The 22,135-nt window shown below is 52.5% G+C and carries 20 protein-coding genes and 1 tRNA gene; 14 read left to right on the top strand and 7 right to left on the bottom strand.

Annotated elements, in window-relative coordinates; genetic code table 11:
* Positions 1–3: 3 nt before the first annotated feature.
* From ABIB18_RS09395 to ABIB18_RS09365, 7 genes are all read left to right on the top strand, one after another.
* Positions 4–402 (top strand): DUF6950 family protein, encoded by a 399-nt coding sequence (locus ABIB18_RS09395; protein ID WP_354474031.1) that lies wholly within the window; start codon positions 4–6, stop codon positions 400–402.
* Positions 402–3,074 carry a phage tail tip fiber protein gene (locus tag ABIB18_RS09390; protein WP_354474030.1) on the top strand — a complete coding sequence of 891 codons (2,673 nt, stop codon included), beginning with the start codon at positions 402–404 and terminating at the stop codon, positions 3,072–3,074. Before ABIB18_RS09395 ends, ABIB18_RS09390 begins: the two co-directional genes overlap by 1 nt.
* Positions 3,074–4,162 carry a DUF6453 family protein gene (locus tag ABIB18_RS09385; protein ID WP_354474029.1) on the top strand — a complete coding sequence of 363 codons (1,089 nt, stop codon included), beginning with the start codon at positions 3,074–3,076 and terminating at the stop codon, positions 4,160–4,162. The genes ABIB18_RS09390 and ABIB18_RS09385 overlap by 1 nt, the downstream gene beginning before the upstream one ends.
* Positions 4,089–5,474: a tail fiber domain-containing protein gene (locus ABIB18_RS09380; RefSeq protein ID WP_354474028.1), complete on the top strand. Its 1,386-nt coding sequence runs from the start codon at positions 4,089–4,091 to the stop codon at positions 5,472–5,474. The genes ABIB18_RS09385 and ABIB18_RS09380 overlap by 74 nt, the downstream gene beginning before the upstream one ends.
* A 1,156-nt stretch (positions 5,475–6,630) precedes the next feature.
* The gene (locus tag ABIB18_RS09375; protein WP_354474027.1) at positions 6,631–6,795 is read left to right on the top strand and encodes a con-10 family general stress protein; all 165 of its coding nucleotides are present in this window, start codon (positions 6,631–6,633) and stop codon (positions 6,793–6,795) included.
* Positions 6,796–6,974: 179 nt separating this feature from the next.
* Entirely contained in the window at positions 6,975–7,214 is a 240-nt protein-coding gene (locus ABIB18_RS09370) for a DNA polymerase V (RefSeq protein ID WP_308546676.1), read from the top strand.
* A 1-nt stretch (position 7,215) separates the two neighbouring features.
* A complete protein-coding gene (locus ABIB18_RS09365) occupies positions 7,216–7,539 on the top strand; it encodes a LexA family transcriptional regulator (protein WP_354474026.1) in 324 nt (107 codons plus the stop codon).
* A gap of 247 nt (positions 7,540–7,786) precedes the next feature.
* Here ABIB18_RS09365 and ABIB18_RS09360 read toward each other — a convergent pair.
* A tRNA-Ser gene (locus ABIB18_RS09360) sits at positions 7,787–7,874 on the bottom strand.
* Between the two features lie 243 nt (positions 7,875–8,117).
* On the opposite strand from ABIB18_RS09360, the gene phoA reads away from it, so the two are divergent.
* Positions 8,118–9,536 (top strand): alkaline phosphatase, encoded by a 1,419-nt coding sequence (phoA, locus tag ABIB18_RS09355; protein ID WP_046288258.1) that lies wholly within the window; start codon positions 8,118–8,120, stop codon positions 9,534–9,536.
* A 40-nt stretch (positions 9,537–9,576) separates the two neighbouring features.
* Here phoA and msrA read toward each other — a convergent pair whose 3' ends face one another.
* From msrA to eptA, 6 genes are all read right to left on the bottom strand, one after another.
* A complete protein-coding gene (gene msrA, locus ABIB18_RS09350; RefSeq protein ID WP_031376424.1) occupies positions 9,577–10,110 on the bottom strand; it encodes a peptide-methionine (S)-S-oxide reductase MsrA in 534 nt (177 codons plus the stop codon).
* 59 nt (positions 10,111–10,169) lie between these two features.
* Entirely contained in the window at positions 10,170–10,736 is a 567-nt protein-coding gene (locus ABIB18_RS09345) for a flavin reductase family protein (protein ID WP_354474025.1), read from the bottom strand.
* Between the two features lie 127 nt (positions 10,737–10,863).
* Positions 10,864–11,853: an aldo/keto reductase gene (locus tag ABIB18_RS09340; protein WP_354474024.1), complete on the bottom strand. Its 990-nt coding sequence runs from the start codon at positions 11,851–11,853 to the stop codon at positions 10,864–10,866.
* Positions 11,854–12,190: 337 nt separating this feature from the next.
* Positions 12,191–13,249 (bottom strand): two-component system sensor histidine kinase PmrB, encoded by a 1,059-nt coding sequence (gene pmrB / locus ABIB18_RS09335; protein ID WP_031376427.1) that lies wholly within the window; start codon positions 13,247–13,249, stop codon positions 12,191–12,193.
* Positions 13,246–13,926 (bottom strand): two-component system response regulator PmrA, encoded by a 681-nt coding sequence (pmrA, locus tag ABIB18_RS09330; protein WP_031376428.1) that lies wholly within the window; start codon positions 13,924–13,926, stop codon positions 13,246–13,248. Before pmrA ends, pmrB begins: the two co-directional genes overlap by 4 nt.
* Positions 13,923–15,557: a phosphoethanolamine transferase EptA gene (gene eptA, locus ABIB18_RS09325; RefSeq protein ID WP_279810398.1), complete on the bottom strand. Its 1,635-nt coding sequence runs from the start codon at positions 15,555–15,557 to the stop codon at positions 13,923–13,925. The genes pmrA and eptA overlap by 4 nt, the downstream gene beginning before the upstream one ends.
* A gap of 446 nt (positions 15,558–16,003) precedes the next feature.
* Between eptA and otsB the strand changes: the two genes are divergently transcribed.
* The 6 genes from otsB to motB all read left to right on the top strand — a co-directional run bounded on the left by otsB (position 16,004) and on the right by motB (position 22,130).
* Positions 16,004–16,792: a trehalose-phosphatase gene (gene otsB, locus ABIB18_RS09320; protein WP_031376430.1), complete on the top strand. Its 789-nt coding sequence runs from the start codon at positions 16,004–16,006 to the stop codon at positions 16,790–16,792.
* Positions 16,789–18,225 carry an alpha,alpha-trehalose-phosphate synthase gene (gene otsA / locus ABIB18_RS09315; RefSeq protein WP_031376431.1) on the top strand — a complete coding sequence of 479 codons (1,437 nt, stop codon included), beginning with the start codon at positions 16,789–16,791 and terminating at the stop codon, positions 18,223–18,225. Before otsB ends, otsA begins: the two co-directional genes overlap by 4 nt.
* A gap of 1,018 nt (positions 18,226–19,243) precedes the next feature.
* A complete protein-coding gene (flhD, locus tag ABIB18_RS09310) occupies positions 19,244–19,594 on the top strand; it encodes a flagellar transcriptional regulator FlhD (RefSeq protein ID WP_031376432.1) in 351 nt (116 codons plus the stop codon).
* Entirely contained in the window at positions 19,594–20,172 is a 579-nt protein-coding gene (gene flhC / locus ABIB18_RS09305; RefSeq protein WP_031376433.1) for a flagellar transcriptional regulator FlhC, read from the top strand. Before flhD ends, flhC begins: the two co-directional genes overlap by 1 nt.
* 132 nt (positions 20,173–20,304) lie before the next feature.
* Positions 20,305–21,192 (top strand): flagellar motor stator protein MotA, encoded by an 888-nt coding sequence (gene motA, locus ABIB18_RS09300; RefSeq protein WP_031376434.1) that lies wholly within the window; start codon positions 20,305–20,307, stop codon positions 21,190–21,192.
* A complete protein-coding gene (gene motB, locus ABIB18_RS09295; RefSeq protein WP_031376435.1) occupies positions 21,189–22,130 on the top strand; it encodes a flagellar motor protein MotB in 942 nt (313 codons plus the stop codon). Before motA ends, motB begins: the two co-directional genes overlap by 4 nt.
* Positions 22,131–22,135: the final 5 nt, after the last annotated feature.

Genomic DNA, 22,135 nt, shown 5'->3' with positions numbered 1-22,135 from the left:
TTTATGAAGCACCCTGACTGGCAGAAGAGACTTGTAACTGTAATTAAGGCCGCCGAGAAGCGGCCTTTTTCATGGGGAGAGCATGACTGCTGCCTGTTTGCCGCCGATTGCGCGCAGGCAATGTGTGGCGAAGATTTTGCCGCTGAATTCCGCGGGAAGTATGACAGCGAAACCGGAGCGAAAAAGGCGTTGCTGCGCGGCGGCGGTTCACTTGAGCGTGTTCTCTCACGCTTTCTTGAAGAGGTGAGTCCGGCATTTATACAGCGTGGAGATATCGCTGTGGTCGAGAACGCCGGGCGCAGGTGCGCAGGGGTTTTTTATAGCGGCGCGGTATGGGTTCCGGGCGATTCAGGCCTGGTTGGATTACGCGGAAATGTATTGAGTGCATGGAGGGTTAACTGATGCCTGCTGCTATTCCAATCGTTGCGGCTGTGGCCGGTGGTATTGCCGTTGCTAACCAGGCTTACGCCATCGCAATGGTAATCACCGTGGCCGCTCAGCTTGCCTCTCAGGCTCTGGCGAAAAAGCCCTCCATGGGTGGTTACCGGGACACCCAGGAGAGGAAGCAGGTTCTTCGCGCCGCTGCCAGTGCCAAAACAGTTATTTATGGCAAAACTCTTTCGGCCGGCACGCTCTTCTTTTCGGAAGAGCAGGAGGGTGACCAAACTGATGGAGAGCTGCTACACCTGGCCATTACACTCGCCGGCCATCCAATTACCGGCGTAGGCGCTGTTTATCTAGGCGACGATGACATTTCGACCTACGGAAGCAAGGCCTCTCATGAGGTGCATATTGATCGCCAGACAGCAGATCCTTATCTGCTGGCAAATGCACCTTCATGGAAGGAGGACATGATTGGTAAGGGCATTAGCTGGCTTAGGGTGACACTTCAGTTTGATGCGGAAAAATTCCCCTCTGGCATTCCCAATATTACCGTTGAGAAGCTTGGTCGTAAGGTGTATGACCCACGCACGGGCCAGACGCTTTACAGCAACAATGCCGCTCTGTGCATCCTCGACTATTACCGCAACTACCTCAAGGTTCCTGACTCTGACATCAACTGGGATCAGTTCAAGGAAGCAGCGAACATTTCAGACGAAAGGGTTACCAGCACCGGCAATCTGACCGAGCTTCGTTACACCATAAATGGTGAGTTCGACCTGAGCGAGAATAAGGCAAGCATCCTTGAATCAATGCTTTCTGCATGCTCTGGAGAGGCTACTTATATCGCGGGCAAGCACGGCATTCTGGTTGGTGCTTATTACGGTCCAGCGACAGAAGAGATCACTGAAAGTCAGCTGGCGGGCGATATTGAAATCATGCCCGAGGTATCTCAGTCTGAGCGTGTGAATACCATCAAAGGGACATTCACTGACCCGGAGCAACGATTCGCTGAGGTGGATTTTCCGACGGTCTCTGTTGCTGAATGGGTTGCGGAAGACGGCGTTGAAATTTCTCAGGACCTCAAGCTTCGCTTTGTGACGTCTGAATTTCAGGCTCAGCGGTTGGCTGACATTAAGCTAAAGCGTACTCGCATATCTCGGACCATGAACGTTACGCTGAACCTGAGCGGATATCGTTATCGACCGGGAATGTATGTGAAGGTTAACTTTCCTTCACTGGGGATTGTCGGCGTTGAGATGCGTGTAACGGACTGGAGATTCGGCGTTCAGAATGGCGTACAACTCACACTCAAGCAGGAAACAGCCGGGGTATGGGGTGACGCAATTGGGAAGCCTATCGATCGCCCTCCATTCACGCAATTGCCAACTGGCGGAGTAGCTCAACCTCAGAACCTGAAATACACCGTTGAAGAAATCGGTCAGGTGGTTCAGGGGGTGCTTTCATGGCAGAATGTGGGTCAGTATGTTTATAATCAGGTCCTTATCAGGAAAGACGGACAGCTGGTTTTATCGGTGCAGGTTCCTGGCTCATTCACCCGCCTCACCGGACTGCTGCGAGACACGTACACAGCGCATGTCATAGCGGTTAACCAGATGGGCGCCCAGTCTCCTGAGGCATACCTTGAATTCAGTATCGAAGCGCCGCCACCACCTTCTGCAGTGGATCAGAAGCAGGGTTATTTTTCAGTAACTCTCATCCCTCGCATCAATGAGATAACCAACGTCTCAACACAGTTCGACTTCTGGACTTCAGGCCTGACTCAGCTACCTAATGCCAACCAGTCTACAGTGGAAGGCAATGCAAGTCGTGCCGGCATCGGAAGTAACTGGACAGCTTACGAACTGAAAATTGGCCCTACATATTACTGGTATGTGAGAACCATAAATGCCTTTGGAACATCTGCGTTTGTAGAGGTGCCAGTTGTTTGCAACACAGATACTGGCGAGTTGATTGACTACATCGATAATCAGATCCGCAAGTCAGAAGCATTTGACCGGCTCACTTCATCCATTGATACGAGTGTCGATGCAATCCTGCAGAACGCCCTTAACCTTGATGCCTCTGTGGATCATCAGTTTGAGGCTTACGGTCGAAACCGAGCCGACATCATAACTGTCCGTCAGACCATTGCCACCATTGACAGCGCCTATGCTCAGAAATTTGAGCAGATTCAGGCCCAGTCAGACCAGAACACTGCGTCAGTGCAGCAGGTCTCCAGTGCTTACGCTGACCTCAGCGGCAAGCTTTCGGCTCAGTGGGGCGTGAAGGTTCAGATTGACAGGAATGGGACTAAATATGTCGCTGGCATGCAGCTTGGGGTGGAAGGCAACGGCGGGTCCACTCAATCATTTGCACTCTTTAGCGCAGATACATTCGCAATCTACAACACAAGTACCCTTGGTTATCAACTGGCCTTCACTGCAGTAAATGGCCAGGTCTTCATTAATGACGCGCTTATCAACTACGCCTCTATAACCCTCGCCAAAGTGGGATCATGGTACTCAGCAAACTATGTAGCTGGCAGATCAGGAACAATCATGAGGAGTGATGGTTCTTTTGAACTGTACGGAGGCTCTGGCCGCTCTGGGGGTAGCGTGTTCAATGAAACTGGAATGGCCGTTTACGACGCTAACGGAGTGGAAAGGTTTAAAGCGGGGAAGCTCAACTAATGGCTGATATTTATGGGGTTCGTATCACTCCCGACGATGGAGGCAAACAAATCATACTGGACGCCTCAATGCGTTACGCATCATATCTTGGTAGCGCGTCCATGCTGGCAAACACCGGGTCAGTGGGTGGGTTTAAGCCTCAGCCCGCCAACAGCAAGGCGCTGATAGTGCCACGAAATCTGGTTCGGGTGTATCCAGGAAGCAATCCTGCCGGACCGCCTATGGCATATGTTCGCAGCATGTCTTTTAACGGCAGCGCTCTTGTTTACGATGCAAAGTTCACCGATCCGGATGGCGGCAAACCATTACCTACCGATGAGGCGGGGTTTTCTGATGTATTTTCTGTCTCATACGCTGAAAACCCTTCAGTGGAATATGGAGCGAGAATCACCAACGGTTCAAACTTTATGGAGATAGGCGACACATCGTATCTTGGATTTGTAACCTACAGAGCCGTCATCAATATAAATGGGTCGTGGAGCATCCCGTCAGAAATTGTAAATCTCGGGAATTATATTGTATTTGCGCGATGGTCAAATACTAATAACCCGCTATATCTGGACAGAGGAAGTAATGCCATTAAGTCATATACGGCATTTGGAAGCATCGAAGGGTCAATGGAGGGTGGTATAGTTAATAATGTTCAGGTTGTGATTGTCTCCTGCGGATTCTCCCCCTCACTTCCCGTTTCTGGTTATGGGATGGTTATTCGAAACGCCTCAAATCAAGTCACGTATTCCAGCAAATATCCACCCGTAATGTGGCCTGACGCCTACTACGATTTCGGGTTTTATGAGAGCTATGACGGCTCTTCGGGTGAAGTCCTGTCATGGGTTAACCCCACTGGCGCCGTGTCTCAACCAATGGTTCCGCTTTGTAGCCTCGGCCTGCAACGCGGCGATTACAGCAGGGATAATAACGGGTACAGCTTCAGAAAGTGCTTAGAGTCTGGCCTAAAGATGAATGGCAATGCTATTTCAACAGCAAGAGCCAAGACTACAGGACGGGAGGTGGTTGTTTACCAGTACCCTAAAGCGGTACAGGCGGCGTGCCAATTACCTTGCATCGAAGCATCATATTATTTTTGAAAAATCCCCGTATAACTATATAACCGGCCACCGCGCCGGGTTTTTTTATTGCCCGGAGAAATCTATGCCAGCAGGCACTATTGCACTAACTAACAACTCAACCGCAGTTACCGGCTCAGGCACTAATTTTTCCTCTGAGCTGAAGGCTAACGATTTCCTGGTAGCCATTGTGGGCGGCGTGACTTACACACTTGGCGTGCAGTCAGTTAACTCAGCCACAAGTGTGACGCTGACTACGGCATATAACGGTCCGACAACGTCAGGGCTGGCATGGACTGCGGTTCCTAATGCGGCGCTGGTTGGGATTACTGCTCAGGTAGCAGCTGATGTTGCGAAAGCCATTCGCGGGCTCAATCTCGACAAGGCTAACTGGCAGCAGGTATACAGCACTGCCGGCAATATCACCGTTACGCTGCCAGACGGTACTCAGTACAGTGGACCATCATGGAAAAGCCTGGCAACCTCACTCAGCGGGCTGGGAGATTCTGCAACTAGAAATGTGGGAACAACATCTGGAACAGTAGCGGCGGGGAATGATTCGCGGCTTAATACGGTAAATGGTAAAACTGGGGGAGCAATATCGTCAAGCGTTCAGGTTTCAGCGGGTACGCTGGGCTGCAATGGACCTATTGTGGCTACTGGCAGTGGTTTTTTTTGCGATAATGTCAGCGACACAACCACTGACGCTACCTCGACATTTATGCGCGCGTATGGGCTTGATCGCAATTATGATGTCTACCACCAGTATTATCTTGTTAAGGGCCAATATCACTCATGGAGGTCTGTGCAGAATGCAGTAGTGTCACTAAGTGTGAGATCCAACGGGGCCTGCTATGCGGCTTCATTCAACCCGACGTCTGACTCAAGACTTAAATTTAATAAGCGTTTCATTGGCGACGCGCTCTCCAAGTCCATGACACTGAGGGGTATGACCTACCAAATTCAGGGAGAAGCGCGGGCAGGTGTTATAGCACAAGATGTGCAGAGGGTACTCCCGGAGTCTGTGACCGTTGACGGCGAAGAAATAGTGCTAGAAGACGGCGAAATAATTAATGATCAGCTGTCTCTGGATTATGCCGGGATTACGGCATTGAATACTGAGGCATTAAAAGATGTAGTTAAGTTGATGCTCGAGTGTCTGACTGACCCCGATTCAGCTAAATCCAAGCTTATAAATCTGGTTGATTCTATCAACGCATCAACAGATGACGCGAACGAAACTGACATGAAAATGGAATGGGCTTTGCTTAACCCTCCCGTCTCATCTCCAGACGAAGTGACTGAAGACAACCCCTCAGAAGGTGAGGCGTAAAAAAGCCCCGGCGACGGGGCAGGTACAGACCGCGTCAGTCTCAGCAGGCTGCGGTGGGGCACTAAGTCTTGGTGAGCATCAGAACAGGATTCAGGCATGGAAAAGTCGACGCAGGGGCTGGCTCGATTACTTAGCATCAACTAAAAAAATAAGCACCTTTCATGGCCAGCGCCAAGACTAACGCTACGTTAATAGCGAAAGCGACGACAGGGACTATTATTTTTTTCATTACTCCTCGCTATATATTGTATTCTGCCACACAGCCGCCTCTCCGGCTTCCCTGAGCAAAAATGTCCCGCCCTTAGTGTGGCGGGCTATAACAACTTCTCTTCCGGCCATTAGCTAGCCATATCGCCAGATCATACCCTGAATAGGAAACTGTGGTGGTTGTGAGTTTATACATGCTTTCTCACGTTTGTGCCGTCCATCTTAGTAGGCTGTGGTGGGGCTGGCATTAGTCACTCCTTCACAACAGCATAAAAAACGCCCGCTCGAAGCGGGCGACGAGACGCAATCTCCAACGGGGGAGAACCATCAAACACAGCTTATAATATGCTATATAAGCTTAGGATACTGCCGCAGCGTTGCTATGAAAGATAGCGTAGTAATTTTACTCGATAGGATTGCATAAGTAGATTTTCCAGACGCAAAAATGCCCGCACGAAGCGGGCCAATCAGCATCTTCTCGATTTTTTGTTATGGGTACCACTGCGTTTGCAATGGCATAAATTTTTACGGCCTGGCTGATGAATTCTTTAGCTGCGGCATGCAAAAAAATACCCGTCACTCCAATGAAAGAGACAGGTACAAGGGGAGGTGAAGCGTTCGAACGCGCAAAGGCATTCTGTTGTTTTTAGGCTCTCTACTGTGCTTGCAAGAAGGACGTAGGGTGGATTTCACTTCTTGCCGGATGGGAGTTGCATCCATTCACCTTCCACATTAAAAATTTTATTCATAAACAATTCAACAACAAGCGTAAGCGGTAAAAAATTCAGTTCGAAGAATTACGGTGACCTATCGTTCGGAGAAGTTAGGAAAGCCTGCTCGTTAGGTAATTTAGTACCGCAAGTAACCCGATGAGAAACATCTTGTACTGCCAGCAAGATTTTTAAAAGTATCCTATGCTTAGAAAGCCCTTAATTTATTAGAGATTATTATGACTAGTCACAGAGGTGGAGCAGGTAATTTCGCGGCCAATCCAGAGAGAGCTGTAGAGGCCGGACGAAAGGGAGGAGCCCTCAGTGGAGGAAACTTCAAGAATGACCCAGAGCGGGCAGTTATCGCAGGTCGAAAAGGCGGTATTAAAAGCCGTAGAAAGTAATTGTTTGTAAGTTAGGATGCTGTGAGGCTGGACTTCACAGCATCTGAAAAAAACTGCCTTATCTCGAATTCTCAGCAACTACCTCACCTTTACAAATCACACAACTGGTCAGCCTTGATCAAAACCACCGATCGATATTACTGTTTATCCATACAGTGTTTATCAATGGAGGATTTGTCATGCCGCGTGATTATGAGATTAAAGATGCATTTGTAAGCGCCATAAGGCGCAGCCCGGATGGTGGCGTCACTGTCACTACTCAGGAGTTTGTTCGCCAATTGGAGCTTCTCAACTGGCACTTCAGCCTGCGTGAGGCTAATCAGTGGATCAAGTCGCATACGGTGACGTTCCGGGACGTCTCTACTCAGGAGGGTGAGGCTAAGACGTATAAGCAGTTCAACCCGAACGGGGGAATCTGACATGGGCTTTCCATCTCCTGCGCAGGACCATGTTGAGCACCGACTTAACCTGAACAGCATTCTGATGCCAAACCCGGCCAATATGATGCGCATTGAAACGCCGGAAGGATTCGTGCTGGTTGACCGTTCTGCCCGGATGAAGCCTGGCGACAAGGTCGCGTACCAGCTTGATGATTACCCGCAGATTGGGAAATTGTTCCCCAGCGGCATCATCACTCAGGACGGAGAGACGATCGACGGTCTGGGTCTTGATGGGGTAGTGGTGCTGGGAAAGGTGACGGCGGAAGTGCTGCCTATTTATGAGCCATACCGGCCGACTATATAAAGGTAGCGCGAAGCGATCCTGATAATTATGGATGCTGCGGAATATGAGCAGCATCCTGACATCTAGTGTTTCAATTAGACACAAACAGAAAAGCCTCTGGCGTTAACCAAAGGCTTTTTCTTTGCATCCAGGATGCGCGTGCATTTCACGTGCACTTTTTTGTACTGCCTTCGTAGTTCCGTTGTCTTTATGTAGTCCTTGGATTCAGTCTACACGCGGCTTTGTCCGCTCAACGTCCTACTAATTATGGCGGTGAGAGGGGGATTCGAACCCCCGATACGTTGCCGTATACACACTTTCCAGGCGTGCTCCTTCAGCCACTCGGACACCTCACCACATTTTTTCCATTGACCGCGCCGGGTCAACGGGGCGCTACTATAGGGAGTCGGCTGAAAAGGGTCAAGCACTATTTTTCTCTTTTGTTCTATTCGCTTAAGCTCTGAACGAATCGATTTAGCGTTACGCACTCCGCCGGTTTTGTCATCAAATTGAAATCCCAGTGACACAAAAATATCACCCGATCGTCGCAAAATTACCGCCTGAAATCATTGGTATTTTTTGCTTACAAGGATCGAATAATGAAAAAGCTTCCTCTGTTTACCCTCTCTCTGCTCGCTTCAGCGATCGCGACTTCGGCCATAGCGGATACCGACCTCGTTTCCCGAGCGGCGCAGGGCGATCTCAGCCAGCATGGTGGGGCTCGTCGGCTGACCGGTGACCAGACTGAGGCGTTAAAAGCCTCGCTACGCAATAGCACCGCCAAAAACGTCATCCTGCTGATTGGCGATGGCATGGGTGACTCTGAAATCACCGCGGCGCGTAATCTGGCAGAAGGCGCAGGCGGCTTTTTTAAAGGTATCGATGCGCTGCCGCTGACCGGCCAGTACACCCATTATTCGTTAGATAAGAAAACCCACAAACCTAATTACGTCACCGACTCGGCCGCGTCAGCCACGGCCTGGGCAACCGGCACCAAAAGTTATAACGGTGCCATCAGCGTCGATGTTAATGGTCAGGATCAGATGACGCTGCTGGAGCTGGCGAAAGCAGCGGGCAAAGCCACCGGCGATGTCTCGACCGCCGAACTGCAGGATGCGACGCCCGCGGTGCTGTTCTCGCACGTGACCTCACGTAAATGTTACGGACCGGAGAAGACCAGCGAACTCTGTCCGACCAACGCCGCAGAGCAGGGCGGTAAGGGATCGATTAGCGAACAGTTACTGAAAACCCGTCCCGACGTAACCTTAGGAGGCGGGGCAAAATCGTTCGCCGAGGTAGCGAAAGCCGGCGAATATCAGGGTAAAACGCTGAATGAGCAGGCGCAGGCACTGGGCTATCAGCTGGTCAGCGACTGGCAGGGGCTTAACGCCGTCACCGTGGCCGATCAGCAAAAACCGCTGCTGGGTCTGTTCTCTGCAGGCAATATGCCGGTGCGCTGGCAGGGGCCGAAAGCCAGCTATCACGGCAATATTGATAAGCCGGTGGTGACCTGTGAAGTCAATAAGGACCGCCCGCTGTCAACGCCTACGCTGGCGCAGATGACCGCCAAAGCGATCGACCTGCTGCGTAACAATCCGAATGGTTTCTTCCTGCAGGTTGAAGGCGCATCAATTGATAAGCAGGATCACGCGGCCAATCCTTGTGGTCAGATTGGTGAAACGGTGGACCTGGATGAAGCGGTCCAGCAGGCGCTGGCATTTGCCCGTGAAGAAGGCAATACCCTGGTGGTGGTGACGGCGGATCATGCCCATAGCAGTCAGATCGTTGAGAACGGCACTAAAGCACCGGGACTGACCCAGGCGCTGAACACCAAAGACGGTGCGGTGATGACCATCAGTTACGGCAATTCAGAAGAGGATTCGCAGGAACATACCGGATCGCAGTTGCGGATTGCGGCCTATGGCCCGCATGCGGGTAACGTGGTGGGGCTGACCGACCAAACCGATCTGTTCTATACCTTAGGAAATGCAATGGGGCTGAAGCTGCCTGGCCAGTAAAAGCCGATGCGGGGCGGTTTACGCCACCCCGCATCCAACCTTAGCTCTTCACTTTATTAGCGAAGCTTTTGCGCAGCTTCTGCAACTTCGGTGGGATCACCGCCAGGCAGTAACCGTTACGCTGACCGGCACCGTCCCAGTAATCCTGATGATAGGCTTCGGCCGGATACCACTCTTTCAGCGGCTCGATAGTGGTTACTACCGGCACGTCGTGATCGGCCTGGGCACGTTCAATCGCCGCACGGGCTTCTGCTTCCTGTTCGGCATTAGCCGGGAAAATCGCTGAGCGATACTGGGTGCCAATATCGTTGCCCTGACGATTAAGCTGGGTCGGATCGTGGGTCACAAAGCTGATGTCCAGTAAATCGCCATAGCTGACTTTCTCCGGATCAAAGCCGATGCGGATCGCTTCTGCGTGGCCGGTGGCACCGCTGCAGACCTGTTCGTAGGTTGGGTTGGGACGGGCACCGCCGGTATAACCGCTCTCTACCGACTCCACGCCGATCACATCCTTAAATACCGCCTCGGTGCACCAGAAACAGCCACCCGCGATCACTGCATATTCGATTGCCATAATGATTTACTCCTGTCAGGTCGAAAGAGGAGAATGGGGACGAGAGGATCCACTTTCAACTAAATCAGCATCTCTGGTTTAAAATCTTTGCTTTTATCCAGCAGCTTATCGCTCATCACGCTGAAGCGGCCTTCACCGGTGTAGTGCAGCGTAGTGGGATATTCCGGCTGTTCGGCGACGTGCGCTTTAACAATTTCAAAGATAAACAGGTTGTAGTTATCAACCATCGAATCGTCATACAGCTGACATTCGAAACTGGCAAAACATTCGGCGATCATCGGTGCGCGGACCACCTGCGCCGGCTCAGCCGTCAGGCCAAAGGCGTCGAACTTATCCAGCTGGTCACCGTGACTGTTACCAATCGCCACCACCTGATCAATCAGCGACGCCGAAGGCACATTCAGCACGCACTGTCCGCTGTTGCGGATCAGTTCGTGACTGTAGTTCATGCCGGCAATCATACAGCCGACCAGTGAAGGGGAGAATTCAAGTACGGTGTGCCAGCCGAGGGTCATGATGTCGTACTGATCCTCAAACTGCGAGCTGAGCAACAGCACCGGACCCGGCTCGAGATATTTACGCGCTTTGCTGACCGGAAAAGCGTATTTGTGCATGCGTTGACTCATGGCGGAACTCCCTGAACGGAACATAGCCATTAAGTGTAGAGCACCACGCCAGCGCAGCGCTGGCGTCAGCCCGCAGAATCAGCAAAAGTGCGGCCGGGCACCATTCAGCACCCGGCAACGTCCGGTCTTAGCGGCCAACCCGAGCCTGTAGTGCCGCAGGATAGCGGTCGCCTTGTACCTCGACAGCAGCCAGCGCCTGATTAATGCGCTGCAGGTCTTCGGTGCTAAGTTGCAGCTCCGCAGCCTGCAGGTTTTCCTTCAGGCGGTGCAGTTTGGTGGTGCCGGGAATCGGGACAATCCACGGTTTTTGCGCCAGCAGCCAGGCGAGCGCGATCTGTGCCGGGGTGACGGCTTTATCCTGAGCGATAGTGCCGAGCAGATCGATCAGAGCCTGATTGGCGGCTAGCGCCTCGGGAGAAAAGCGCGGAACCTGGCTGCGGAAATCGTCACTGCCAAAGGTACTGTCAGGCTGAATCGCGCCGGTCAGGTAGCCTTTTCCCAGCGGGCTGAACGGCACAAAGCCGATACCCAACGACTCCAGCGTCGGGATCATCTCTGCTTCCGGCTCACGCCACCACATCGAATATTCGCTTTGTAACGCGGTAACCGGCTGGACCGCATGAGCACGTCGCACGGTCTGCACACCGGCTTCGGATAAGCCAAAATGTTTGACCTTGCCTTCAGCGATCAGATCCCGGATGGTGCCAGCGACATCTTCAATCGGCACCTCAGGATCAACCCGGTGCTGATAATAGAGATCGATCACCTCGGTTTTCAATCGGCGTAACGATCCTTCAATTGCCCGGCGAATCTGCTCTGGCCGGCTGTTAAGGATCTGCTGTCTGTTATCCTCGCCAAAGGTGAAGCCAAACTTAGTGGCGATGACCACCCGATCGCGAACCGGAGCCAGCGCCTCGCCGACCACCTCTTCATTCAGCCACGGTCCATAAACCTCAGCGGTATCGAAAAAAGTAACCCCCTGATCGACGGCGGCGCGGATGAGCGCAATCGCCTGCTGTTTATCGGTTGCCGGACCATAACCGTGGCTCAGTCCCATGCAGCCGAGACCCAGGCTGGAAACCTCAAGACCGGACTGACCTAATTTGCGGGTTTGCACTGTTACTCTCCTCTGAAAACGTTGCGGGGAATGCCTGAGAATAGAGCACGGCGGGCGGGCTGATTAGGGGGTTAAAAAGAGATGGGTTTATGAGCGCTGCTCATAAATAGCCGGGGAGAGGGCGTTTATCTGATGCGATCAAGGCGAGCTTAAGGTTTCCTTAATGTGGGGCGAGGATACTCCGGGTACAACATGAGGAGAATGCCATGAAATCTGCTACCACTGCGGTAATTGCTGCACCCGCCCGACCTTTCAGTGAATATGCCGCGCTGCTGATCGCCGCAACCACGGTGATCCTGTTTCTGGCGGCATGGTTTAGCGCCTGAGTCGGCAGCCATCAGAATTTAATGACCGCACGACAGCCACTACGGTCGCGGCGGTTCTCTAAAAAGAACTGAAAGCGATGCAGCTGCACAATGCGGCTGACAATGCTTAACCCCAGCCCAATCCCGCCATAACGACTGTCCATCCGGATAAATGCTTTACTCAGTTCACCACTTTTACTTTCGTCAATCCCCGGTCCCTCATCTTCCACCGTCAGGGTCGGCTGTTCGCCCGATGCCAGCCGCAGAGTGATTGCGCTTTTTTTGGGGCTGTAACGATGGGCGTTCTCGACCAGGTTACGCAGCAACATTTTTAGCAGCGTCGCGTCGCCGCGCACAAAGATATCCTGCGGTAGATCGAGCGTCAGGGTCTGCTGGTGTGCATCCAGCATGGTGCTCAGCTCCGCCTCCATCGGCAGAATCACATCTTCAATCAGCGCCACGTTCTGGTAAGTACCAGAGGTAAAAGACTGACCGGCGCGCGCCAGCTGTAGCAGCTGCGACACGCTGTTGGTCATCTGATCGAGCCGCTGCAGTAACGGCTGCACGTTAACGTCGCTGTTGCGTTCAATCAGTTCCAGATGCAGCCGCAGGCCCGCCAGCGGCGTACGCAGTTCATGCGCCACATCGGCGGTAAACAGCCGTTCGCGCTCCAGACTGTTATTCAGCCGCGCCACCAGCTGGTTAATCGCCTGGGTCACCGCATCAATCTCCTGCACCGGACTGTGGCAGGCGATGGGGTCGAGATTTTCTTCGCTGCGGTTTTCCAGCTCACGCTGCAGCTGATACAGCGGCCGGGTAATCCATTTTACCGCCTGATAGCAGAGCAGCAGCGTCAGGCTGATCATCACCAGACTGGGCACCGCCAGGCTGGCAACGGCTTCATGCACCTCGCGTTCGACGTGCCGATCCATGTTGCGCTTTTGCAGCTGCGCTTCGACCAGAAACTGAATCTGCTCTTTGCTCTCATGCCACAGCCAGGCGACGCTGATCACCTGGAAAACCAGCAGAATCAGGCCAATGGTCAGGATCAGGCGAAAGCGCATACTGCGATGGTCAATCCGGGGTTTCATGGTGCCTCGCGAATCACGTCAGCCGTCACCAGCGCGTAGCCAAAACCGCGCACCGTGCGGATGGCGCTTTTGCCAATTTTGTCACGCAGGTTGTGAATATGAACCTCCAGCGTATTAGTAGACGGCTCGGTTTCCCAGTTATAGATATCCTGATAGAGGATTTCGCGGTGAACCGGATTGCCCGCTTTCAGCATCAGACGGGAGAGGATGGCATACTCTTTCGGCGTCAGATCCAGCAGCGTGCCGCCGAGCGTTATCTGGCGATGCGTCATGTCCAGCGCCAGCGCGCCGACCATCAGCTGGCTGTCGCCCTGGTTCACGTGACGGCGAATCAGGGCGCGAATGCGCGCCAGCAGTTCATCCAGCGAGAAGGGCTTGATCAGGTAATCGTCGGCACCGGCGTCCAGCCCGGCGATACGTTCGCTGATGGTATCGCGTGCGGTAAGGATCAGCACCGGCGTCATTTTCTTCTGCCGCCGCAGGCGCAGCAGAAAATGCAGCCCGTCTTCATCCGGCAACCCCAGGTCCAGCACCACCAGGCTATACAGGCCAGTGGAAAAATGCGCTTCGGCATCCCGCACCGTGGTGACGCCATCACAGACGTATCCTTCGCCCTCCAGCGCCAGCATCAGGCCCTGCAATAACAGCGCATCATCTTCTACGATCAGAATTTTCATTGTGGTCGGCTCCGACACATCGTCAAAATGTCATCCGCGGGTAGATATTCGTGGGTCGCGGTGCCGGTTAAACCCAGCATGGTGGAAAACAGATTATCCTGTGAGAAATCGTCTGTCGCCGCCAGTTTAGTCAGACAACCACGATTCACCGCATAACGCTGCTGATAATCATCGGACAGCCAGATCAGCATAGGCACATGTTTCTGGGTATCGGGGGCGATAGCGTAGGGCAGACCGTGCAGGTATTCGCCATTTTCGCCCAGCGATTCGCCATGATCGGACAGATAGACCAGGCTGGTGGTAAAACGATCCTGATGGGCACGCAGCACGCCAATTGCCTTGTCGACGATGTGATCAACATTTAATAGCGTGTTGTCGTAGGTGTTGACCAGCTGCTGCTGTGAACAATCCTGGATCTGATTGGTATCGCAGGTCGGGACGAACTGGCGCAGCTGCGGCGGATAGCGGTGACTGTAGGTCGGACCGTGGCTGCCGATGGTGTGCAGCACGATCACCGCGTTGCCCTTGAGCTGGTTAATGTAGTCATCCAGGCCGTGAAACAGCACATCGTCGTAACACTCACCGTTAATGCACATGCCGGGCAGGTTCAGGCTGGTCATATCCTGGTGCGGCACGCGGTCGCAGGCACCCTTACAGCCGCCATCATTTTCATTCCATAACACGCTGATGCCGGCGCGCTGAATAATATCCAGCAATCCTTCCTGATGGGCGGCCAGCACGTCGTCGTAATGGGCGCGCGGCATATTCGAAAACATGCAGGGGACTGACACTGCCGTCGCCGTGCCGCACGAGACAGTATGCGGGAAATAGATCACATTATCTTTGGCCAGCAGCGGATTGGTCTGGCGCGCATAGCCGCCCAGCGAGAAATTCTGCGCCCGCGACGTTTCGCCGACGATCAGGATAGTCAGATTCTGTTTACCGCCGTTAAGCCGGTCAGGCTGCTGATGCGCATCTTCGCCGATCCGCACCAGCGGCAGGTTCTCCAGCTGCTGATGCTTATACCATGACAGGCTGGCGGCGATGCTGTTGGACGGGCTAAGCGCCTTCACCAGTTCGCGGTTATTGCGGAACAGTGAGGCGTAATCTTTATAAAACAGCAGGGCGACCAACAGGATGATTGCCGCTGAGATCAGGATGCTGAGCAAACGCTGCACCACACCGCGCCAGTTTTGCTTTTTCAGCCGTGGCCAGAATACCAGCAGCGCCATCAGAACGCCGGAGGTCAGCAGGGTAAACAGCAGCTGCGGCGTGATCAGGGCAAACGATTCAGAGGCGGTGGTGTCCATCATATTGGTGATCATCGAGCGATCGACCACGATGTTATAGGTCTGAATAAAAAACTGAGCGGTGGCTGAGATCAGAATAAACAGCGCCATCAGTACCCGATCGAGCCAGAGAAACGAGGCGAGGGTGATCACAATGTTGATCACGCTGAACGCCACCAGCGGCATCGACAGGAAGACCAGCGTGGCGTGCAGGCTGGTCAGCGGCATCAGGGCCAGCACCTGACGGTAATAGGCCAGATTAAGGAAAACCGCGATATAAACCGCAGCAAGGATCAGCAGAGTAAGGCGGCTGATGACCGGCCTGTTCAGTGAAAATGCCATGATCAAAAAAGTCCGAATATCAAAAGTGTGCTGAGATTGCACTTTCAATATTAGGAATACCTTAAGAAGCTTAAGCTTTCTCCGGTTTTACCGGTTCAGTCGCGATGACCTCGCCTGGCTCCAGCCGCTGCTGGTGCGAAATCAGCGCAGCCACTGCAAAGGCAACCCCGGCCGATTGGGCAGCTTGTGCTTAGTTAACCGCAGCGGCTGGCATGAAACATGCATCTTTCTGGCATAACCCCTGTTTCCGTCTACACTTAACCGGTAGATGTTCTCAGTCAGCCAGTATTGTCAGTAATGAGCTTGTAAGTTTGAGGAGAGTGACCTATCAAATCGTCCTGTTTTACCCCTCAATCACCGCGTTATCAGAATTTCCCTCTTGCTGACCCTACTGCGTCAGGACATCCTCGATTTGAACTCAAATTTCCAAATTCAGGAGAAGTGACGTGACCCAAGCGGTAAATACCTCTGACACGTTCCCGACACTGGAGGGCGGACGTTACGCCTTCTTTTTTGATGTCGATGGCACGCTGGCAGCGATACAGTCCCGTCCCGAAGCGGTGTTTATTCCTGAACAGGTTGTCACGCAGCTGCAACAACTCTCTGCGCTCAGTCAGGGCGCGCTGGCACTGGTTTCCGGCCGGCCGATTGAGCAGCTCGACGCACTGGCTGCGCCGTGGCGCGGTCCTGCCGCCGGTGTTCACGGTGCAGAGCGTCGTGATGCCGACGGGGAGATGCAGCGCATCAGCCTGCCGGTCGAGGTTGAACAGCAACTCAGGACGGAACTGCAAAACGCGATGGCGTTATGGCCTGGCACTCAGCTGGAGATCAAAGGCATGGCCTTTGCGCTTCACTATCGTCAGGCAATGCAGCATGAACAGGATGTATTACGACTGGCTGAACAGTCGGTGAAACGATTTCCGGGGCTGGCGCTTCAGCCGGGCAAATGTGTGGTGGAGATTAAACCCTTAGGTATTGATAAGGGCGCCGCCATTCGCGATTTTATGCAACAAGCGCCTTTTGCCGGACGCATTCCGGTATTTATTGGAGACGACCTGACAGACGAGAAAGGTTTTGCCGTGGTCAACGCCATGCAGGGCATTTCGATTAAGGTCGGCGAAGGTTCCAGTCAGGCACCGTTTCGGCTGAATGATGTCGATGCAGTGTATAGCTGGCTGGAACGAACATTATTACGATTAAAGCAAGACAACGTCGGTAAGGAGTTTAGGTTATGAGTCGTTTAGTGGTTGTATCTAACCGTATCGCCATTCCAAATGGGGCTAAAACCAGCGCAGGCGGCCTGGCCGTCGGCATTCTGGACGCGTTGAAAAGCACTGGCGGATTGTGGTTTGGCTGGAACGGTGAAATCAGCGAGTTCTCCGGTGAAGAAGAGGATGATGTGTCGGTCCAGCAGCATGAGGGCATTGAGTACGCCTCCTTCCCGTTAAGCCAGAACGAATACGATCTCTACTACTGCCAGTTCTCAAATACGGTTATCTGGCCCGCCTTCCATTATCGTCTTGATCTGGTGAAGTTCCAGCGCGAAGCGTGGGAAGGTTACTGCGAAGTGAATGATGCGGTGGCTCAGCGGTTAAAACCGTTGATTAAGCCGGATGATATTCTGTGGATCCACGATTATCACTTCCTGCCATTTGCGGCGGCACTGCGTCGCGCCGGCATTAATAACCGCATTGGTTTCTTCCTGCATATTCCGTTCCCGACGCCTGAAATCTTCAACGCCTTGCCTCCGCATCAGGAACTACTGGAAATGCTGTGTGAATATGACCTGCTGGGCTTCCAGACCGAGTCGGATCGGGTCGCCTTCCTCGACAGCGTCAGCCAGCTTACGCAGTTGCAGAATAAAGGTGATAAAAAACACCGCGCCTTCGGCAATACCTTTATGACTGAGGTTTACCCTATCGGGATTGAACCTGACAGCATTAAAGAGATGGCGGAAGGTCCGTTGCCACCGAAGATGGCGGCGATGAAGAAAGAACTGGGTGACGCGCGCAATATTATTGCCTGTGAGCGTCTCGACTATTCTAAAGGGCTGCCGGAACGTTTCCTGGCCTACGAGGCGCTGCTGGAGAACTTCCCGCAGCACCGCGGTAAAATCCGCTATTCGCAGATTGCCCCGACCTCACGTAGCGATGTGCAGGCCTATCAGGATATCCGTCACCAGCTGGAAACCGAAGCAGGGCGCATCAACGGTAAATACGGCACGCTGGGCTGGACGCCGCTCTACTACCTTAACCAGCATTTTGATCGCCGGCTGTTGATGAAAATCTTCCGCCTGACCGATGTCGGTCTGGTGACGCCGCTGCGCGACGGGATGAACCTGGTGGCGAAAGAGTACGTGGCGGCGCAGGACCCGGACGATCCGGGTGTACTGGTGCTGTCGCGCTTTGCCGGTGCGGCCAATGAGCTGACCTCGGCGCTGATCGTTAACCCGTATGACCGCGACGAAGTTGCGGCGGCGCTCGATAAAGCGATCACCATGCCGCGTACCGAAAGGATTTCACGCTACAACGACATGATGGCGGTTCTGCGTAAAAACGACATCACCGCCTGGCGCGAGAACTTCCTGAAAGACCTGGAACGCATTGCGCCGCGCAGTGCCGACCACGGCACGGTAAATAAAGTCGCGACCTTTCCAAAACTGGCCTGATTAGGCGCTGACGGGCCACGATATTTGCGGATGTCGTGGCCTTTTTTACAACCAGCGCGCGCTGTATCCTTCTGTTACATTCCGACACGTTCCCTGCCATTACCGTTACCCCACGCGGGGTTTGCCTGATGCCACAACTGTGGGCAGATCGGCCAAAAAAAATCAAATGCGCGAAAAAACGACTGATAAGAGGCTCAGCCCGCTTTCTTTAACTTCTTAACTCAAGTTTTTCCGCTGGCTGCCGATACTTATCAGGCCTGATTAAAACTCCCCTCGATTCATTCGTCTTGCTTATGTAACCCATTGTTACATCTGGTGTCGTATACTAAACACACGACTGCAACTGTTAACGTTAAGTTGCCAGTCAGTGCCAATACTGCCGTAAAAACCTTAACGCTTTCATTACTCACTCCCTGCGATACTTACCCTAAGTTATTAATTTGAAAGCGATTGATCACCCCGTTGAACAGCATAATATTCTGTTATGTCTGTTTTAAATGGTTCTAAATAGGGTGTTAAATCGATTAACACCAACATTAGATCAGCCTGCTGTCAAACCGTGGAATAGAGCCTGTTTTACCCCCTATTAAACCTTTCTCAGGACCAATTCGACTTAAAATCGCCTTTTTTTGCTTAAAAAACGAGCAACAGACAAAGGATCGTAAAGGGTTGCTGAAGAAATTTGCGTTAAAAGTGTGACCTGCGTCACACTTTATCTAAAATTTCACATTACTGTCGTTGTATGTGGAAATCAGACGATATAGATTTGCGTTGTTTTCGGATTAGTCTTAAAAAATGTAAGAAGACGTCACGGAAGATGGTTACAACTCGAAAATAAAATGGCCTGGATTTTTGACTTTCGGCGGACCTGAAACCCGCACATAAGATGAAGGCGAAGAGCAGTGACATTTGCACGACAAACAATTTTTTTTTGCCATCTTTAGATTTACCAATCAGCAGCTCGATACGCAGAAAATAATCTGTGGTGAAGTTACGTCGCATCTCTCAGGATGGAAAAATGGGTACATCTGAATTACTAAAACATATTTACGATCTCAATTTGTCATATTTACTGCTTGCGCAGCGATTAATTAACCAGGAAAAAGCATCTGCAATGTTTCGCCTCGGTATTGACGAGAAAATGGCGGATGCATTATCTGAATTAACTCTGCCTGAAATGGTAAAAATGGCGGAAACCAATCAATTGGTTTGCCAGTTTCGTTTTACCGACAGCAGCACAATTAATCGCCTGACGCAGGAATCACGCGTGGATGATTTACAACAAATCCACACCGGCATTTTATTATCCAGCCGTTTACTGCGTAACGCGTCTAAAGATGACGCGCCTGCTAAAAAGAGGGCGATGTGATGACTGAGAAAAGTATTGTTCAGGAAGCGCGTGATATTCAGCTCGCGATGGAGCTGATTACCCTTGGCGCGCGCTTACAGATGTTAGAAAGCGAAACCCAGCTGAGCCGTGGCCGTCTGATTAAGCTGTATAAAGAGTTGCGTGGCAGCCCACCACCTAAAGGCATGCTGCCTTTTTCGACCGACTGGTTTATGACCTGGGAGCAGAACATTCATGCTTCCATGTTCTGTAACGCCTGGAAATTTTTACTGAAAACCGGACTGTGCAGCGGCGTTGAGGCCGTGATCAAAGCCTACCGGTTATATCTCGAACAGTGTCCGCAATCGGACGAGGGCCCGCTGTTGGCGCTAACGCGTGCATGGACCCTGGTGCGATTCGTTGAAAGTGGCATGCTGGAACTGGCCGATTGCAAAAGCTGTAATGGCAGCTTTATTAATCATGCCCATCAGCCGGTAGGCAGCTTTGTCTGCAGCCTGTGCCAGCCGCCATCACGTGCCGTAAAAAGACGTAAACTTTCTGCAGATTCTGCCGATATGTTTCCACAACTGCTGGATGAACAGGTTAAACGCGCCGTTTAAGTTTGTTCGCACTGTGGAAGCCATCCAGCAGCGGTTAATACCGCTGCTTTTTTTTTGCTTCCGTTTTACGAATAACACCTGCGGCTCTCTGGCTTAACTTCCACCAACACGTTACGGACGTAAGGATTTCTTGTGCTAATAATTGTAGGTTATTTGATTGTTTTAGGCTCCGTGTTGGGCGGATATGCGCTGGTGGGCGGTCATCTTGGCGCGCTGTATCAGCCAGCCGAATTATTAATGATCGGCGGGGCCGGTGCCGGCGCATTTTTAGTGGGTAACAACGGTAAGTCGATTAAAAAAACGCTGAAAGCGTTACCTTTGTTATTTCGCGGATCAAAATATAACAAAGCTGTTTACATGGACTTAATGGCGCTGCTTTATCGCCTGATGGCCAAATCACGTCAGCAGGGGATGTTATCGCTGGAACGCGATATTGAAGATCCCAGCCAGAGCGAAATTTTTGCTAATTATCCGCGTATTCTTGCCGATAAGCAGTTAGTGGATTTTATTACCGATTATTTACGTCTGATGGTCAGCGGCAACATGAACGCCTTCGAGATTGAAGCGTTGATGGATGAAGAAATTGAGACCTACGAACACGAGTGTGACGTACCGGCGCAAAGTATAGCGGCGGTGGGTGATGGCCTGCCAGCTTTCGGTATCGTGGCGGCAGTAATGGGGGTGGTGCACGCACTGGCCTCGGCCGATCGCCCGGCGGCGGAACTGGGTGCGCTGGTCGCCCATGCGATGGTCGGTACCTTCCTCGGTATTCTGCTGGCGTATGGCTTTATCTCACCGCTGGCGTCAGTGCTGCGCCAGAAGTGTGCTGAAACCACCAAGATGATGCAGTGCATCAAGGTGACGTTGCTCTCCAGCCTCAATGGCTATGCACCGCAGATTGCAGTGGAATTTGGTCGTAAAACGCTCTACTCGGCTGAACGTCCTTCCTTCAGCGAACTGGAAGAGCACGTACGTAACGCGAAAAACCCGGCTAAACAGACTTCGGACGAGACCTCATGAAGCACGGCAATCGCCCAATTGTGCTGATTAAAAAGCGCAAACATAAAGGACATGAAGGCAGCCACGGCTCGTGGAAAATCGCCTATGCCGACTTTATGACGGCGATGATGGCGTTTTTTATGGTGATGTGGCTGCTCTCTATCGCTAACCCGCAGCAGCTGGTGCAGATCGCTGACTACTTCAAAACGCCGCTTAAAGTGGCGATAACCGGTGGACAGCGCAGCAGCGACAGTGAAAGCCCGATCCCTGGCGGCGGTGACGATCCGACGCAAAAGATTGGTGAAGTAAAGAAAGTGGTCGATATGGATGAGCAGAAACGCAAGCTGGACGAGATTCGTCTTAACCGGCTGCGGGAAAAGCTCGATCAGCTGATTGAAGCCGATCCGCGTCTGAAAGCGCTGCGCCCGCATCTGATCATCAACATGGTGGAAGAGGGGCTGCGTATCCAGATTATCGACAGCCAGAATCGCCCGATGTTTAAGACCGGCAGAGCCGAAGTCGAGCCTTATATGCGCGACATTCTGCGCGCCATTGCGCCGATTCTGAATGACATCCCTAACCGCATCAGCCTGGCGGGTCATACCGATGACTTCCAGTATGCCAGCGGTGAAAAAGGGTACAGCAACTGGGAGTTATCGGCCGATCGTGCCAACGCCTCGCGGCGTGAACTGGTCATTGGCGGGTTAGACAGCGGCAAAATTTTGCGGGTGTTAGGCATGGCCGACACCATGCGCCTGAAAAATCGCGGCGGGAATGATGCGGTTAACCGCCGTATCAGCCTGCTGGTGTTGAACCACGACACCGAAGCGGCAATAGAAAAAGAGAACGCAGAAAGTGATGCCGTCCAGATCAGCGATCCGGCGGCGATTGAACAGATTACCGCACCTGCATCACCAGGCAGCGCGGTGAATACAGCAGCCCCCTCACAGCCGAGGTGATCCCC

Source organism: Pantoea sp. UYEF8 (assembly GCF_040546285.1).
GTDB classification, from domain to species: Bacteria; Pseudomonadota; Gammaproteobacteria; order Enterobacterales; family Enterobacteriaceae; genus Pantoea; species Pantoea brenneri.
This window is presented reverse-complemented; position numbering and strand designations above follow the sequence as displayed.

Excerpts from the sequence above, each read along its gene's own strand:
- pmrA (WP_031376428.1), bottom strand. The coding sequence starts at position 13,926 with ATGAAAATTCTGATCGTAGAAGATGATGCGCTGTTATTGCAGGGCCTG.
- otsA (WP_031376431.1), top strand. The coding sequence starts at position 16,789 with ATGAGTCGTTTAGTGGTTGTATCTAACCGTATCGCCATTCCAAATGGG.
- flhD (WP_031376432.1), top strand. The coding sequence starts at position 19,244 with ATGGGTACATCTGAATTACTAAAACATATTTACGATCTCAATTTGTCA.
- msrA (WP_031376424.1), bottom strand. The coding sequence starts at position 10,110 with ATGGCAATCGAATATGCAGTGATCGCGGGTGGCTGTTTCTGGTGCACC.
- motB (WP_031376435.1), top strand. The coding sequence starts at position 21,189 with ATGAAGCACGGCAATCGCCCAATTGTGCTGATTAAAAAGCGCAAACAT.
- ABIB18_RS09370 (WP_308546676.1), top strand. The coding sequence starts at position 6,975 with ATGCCGCGTGATTATGAGATTAAAGATGCATTTGTAAGCGCCATAAGG.
- ABIB18_RS09365 (WP_354474026.1), top strand. The coding sequence starts at position 7,216 with ATGGGCTTTCCATCTCCTGCGCAGGACCATGTTGAGCACCGACTTAAC.
- ABIB18_RS09375 (WP_354474027.1), top strand. The coding sequence starts at position 6,631 with ATGACTAGTCACAGAGGTGGAGCAGGTAATTTCGCGGCCAATCCAGAG.
- ABIB18_RS09395 (WP_354474031.1), top strand. The coding sequence starts at position 4 with ATGAAGCACCCTGACTGGCAGAAGAGACTTGTAACTGTAATTAAGGCC.
- phoA (WP_046288258.1), top strand. The coding sequence starts at position 8,118 with ATGAAAAAGCTTCCTCTGTTTACCCTCTCTCTGCTCGCTTCAGCGATC.
- ABIB18_RS09390 (WP_354474030.1), top strand. The coding sequence starts at position 402 with ATGCCTGCTGCTATTCCAATCGTTGCGGCTGTGGCCGGTGGTATTGCC.
- ABIB18_RS09345 (WP_354474025.1), bottom strand. The coding sequence starts at position 10,736 with ATGAGTCAACGCATGCACAAATACGCTTTTCCGGTCAGCAAAGCGCGT.
- pmrB (WP_031376427.1), bottom strand. The coding sequence starts at position 13,249 with ATGAAACCCCGGATTGACCATCGCAGTATGCGCTTTCGCCTGATCCTG.
- eptA (WP_279810398.1), bottom strand. The coding sequence starts at position 15,557 with ATGGCATTTTCACTGAACAGGCCGGTCATCAGCCGCCTTACTCTGCTG.
- ABIB18_RS09385 (WP_354474029.1), top strand. The coding sequence starts at position 3,074 with ATGGCTGATATTTATGGGGTTCGTATCACTCCCGACGATGGAGGCAAA.
- flhC (WP_031376433.1), top strand. The coding sequence starts at position 19,594 with ATGACTGAGAAAAGTATTGTTCAGGAAGCGCGTGATATTCAGCTCGCG.